Annotated in this window: 2 protein-coding genes; both read left to right on the top strand. The window is 74.9% G+C overall.

The features are described 5' to 3' along the window. The first annotated feature begins 239 nt into the window (after positions 1-239). Entirely contained in the window at positions 240-1,505 is a 1,266-nt protein-coding gene (locus FGF04_RS35540; RefSeq protein WP_235882663.1) for a sensor histidine kinase, read from the top strand. Positions 1,506-1,545: 40 nt separating this feature from the next. After that, positions 1,546-2,217, top strand: coding sequence for a response regulator transcription factor (locus FGF04_RS35535; protein WP_149515513.1), 672 nt, complete (start codon positions 1,546-1,548; stop codon positions 2,215-2,217). The last annotated feature ends 158 nt before the right edge of the window (positions 2,218-2,375 follow it).

Below are 2,375 nucleotides of genomic sequence, written 5' to 3'. Positions count from 1 at the left end.
ACTCGTGCACCAGCCCCACTCCACCCTGCAGCAGCGCGACGACACCGAGGAACTCCAGAACCTGCTTCATACGAGGATGCTCGGCCCCGCCGGCCCCCGCGGTCATCGGCCCCAGGACGGGAACGGGACGACGGAAGTCCCCGACCGGCACGACGGCCCGCGCCGAAAGTCTGCCGCCCCCCGACTTTGGTAGCCGACCGCCTCCACGGGGCGGCGCCCCCGCCCCGCGCTGCGTAGATTTGCCGATCGTGAGCCCTACCGAGCCACCGCCGCCGCAGCCCGCGCACCTCCTGGTCCGCCGGTGGTTCCTGCCGTCCGCCGTCACCTCGGCACTCGACCCGGACCGCACCGGCCGCGGAGGGCGCCCCCGGCGCACCGCGCGGGACTGGGCCGTCGACTTCGCCTGCTTCCTGCTCGCCGTCGGGGTGGGCCTCGCCGGCGCGGACGCGACGAACGGCGACCCGAACATCCCGCACGTCATGGAGGTCCTCGACCAGTGGCTCGGCGCGTTCGCGTGCGCGGCCGTCTGGCTCAGGCGGCGCTGGCCGGTCGGCCTCGCCGTGGCGATGGTCCCGGTCTGCTTCGTCTCCAACACCGCGGGCGGCGCGGGACTCGTCGCCCTGTTCACCCTGGCCGTGCACCGGCCCTTCAGGTACGTCGCCTGGGTGGCCGGCACGCAGCTCGCGCTGCTCCCCTTCTTCTACTGGTGGCGCCCCGACGCCGACCTGCCGTACCTCGTGGTCGTGGGCCTCGGCGTACTGCTGATGCTCACCCTGGTCGGCTGGGGCATGCTCGCGCGGTCCAAGCGGCAGCTCATGCTGAGCCTGCGCGACCGCGCGCGGCGGGCCGAGACGGAGGCGGCGCTGCGGGCCGAACAGGCGCAGCGGCTGGCCCGGGAGGCGATCGCGCGCGAGATGCACGACGTGCTCGCCCACCGGCTGACCCTGCTCAGCGTGCACGCCGGCGCGCTGGAGATCCGGCCGGACGCTCCCCGGGCGGAGGTGGCACGGGCGGCCGGGGTGATCCGGGAGAGCGCGCACGAGGCCCTGCAGGACCTGCGGGAGATCATCGGGGTGCTGCGCGCCGCGGGTGACGACGACGAGGCCGGACGCCCGCAGCCGACGCTCACCGCGCTGGAGGGGCTGGTCGCCGAGAGCCGGGAGGCCGACATGAAGGTCACCCTCGACAACCGGGTGGCCGACGCCGACACCGTCCCTGCCTCGGTGGGCCGCACCGCCTACCGCATCACCCAGGAGTGCCTGACCAACGCCCGCAAGCACGCCCCCGGCGCGGAGGTCACGGTCAGCGTGTCCGGGGCCCCGGGTACCGGGCTCACGCTCTCCGTGCACAATCCGCCGCCGCCCGGCGACGTCCCGCACGTCCCGGGCTCCGGGCAGGGCCTGATCGGCTGCACCGAGCGGGCCACGCTGGCCGGCGGCCACCTGGAACACGGCACCGGGGCGGACGGCGGCTTCCTCGTGCACGCCTGGCTGCCGTGGAGTTGAGGGGAACCGTGCCGCGTACCGCCTCGGCTACCTTGTGCGCATGACTGCGATCCGGCTGCTCCTCGTCGACGACGACCCCCTGGTCAGGGCCGGGCTCTCCTTCATGCTGGGCGGCGCCGACGACCTGGAGATCGTGGGCGAGGCCGCCGACGGCGGCGAGGTCGCGGCGGCCGTGGACCGCACCCGCCCCGACGTCGTGCTCATGGACATCAGGATGCCGACGGTGGACGGACTGGCCGCCACGGAAGGGCTGCGGGCCCGTGCGGACGCGCCCGAGGTCATCGTCCTCACCACCTTCCACGCCGACGAGCAGGTGCTGCGGGCCCTGCGCGCGGGTGCCGCCGGGTTCGTCCTCAAGGACACCCCGCCCGCGCAGATCCTGGACGCCGTGCGCCGGGTCGCGGCCGGTGACCCCGTGCTCTCGCCCGCGGTGACCCGGCAGTTGATGGAGCACGCGGCGGGGGGTGCGCCCGACACCCGGCGTACGCGCGCCCGTGCGCGGATCGCCGCGCTCAACGACCGCGAACGCGAGGTCGCCGTGGCCGTCGGCCGGGGCCGCTCGAACGCCGAGATCGCGGCCGACCTGTTCATGAGCGTGGCCACGGTCAAGACCCACGTCTCCCGCATCCTGTCGAAACTCACCCTCAACAACCGCGTCCAGATCGCCCTCCTGACCTACGACGCGGGCCTCCTGGAACACGACGACCACTGACCGCGCCGGGAAAGACAGGGGCGCAGCCCCGTCTTTCAGGGGCGCGGGGAACTGCGCGACCGGCCACGACGGCGCCGCAGTCGACTACGCATCCCCCGCCCCCCCCGGGGCCCCGGGGCCCCGGGGCCCCTGGGCCCAGGCGGGGCCGTCACCCCGCG

Source organism: Streptomyces apricus, from assembly GCF_008369065.1.
In the GTDB taxonomy this organism is placed as follows: Bacteria; Actinomycetota; Actinomycetes; order Streptomycetales; family Streptomycetaceae; genus Streptomyces; species Streptomyces apricus.
The sequence above is the reverse complement of the archived record's forward strand: the minus strand, read 5'-3'. Positions and strand labels throughout refer to the sequence as shown.

Bases quoted from the DNA above. Each gene is read 5' to 3' on its own strand.
- FGF04_RS35535 (WP_149515513.1), top strand. From the start codon at position 1,546: ATGACTGCGATCCGGCTGCTCCTCGTCGACGACGACCCCCTGGTCAGG.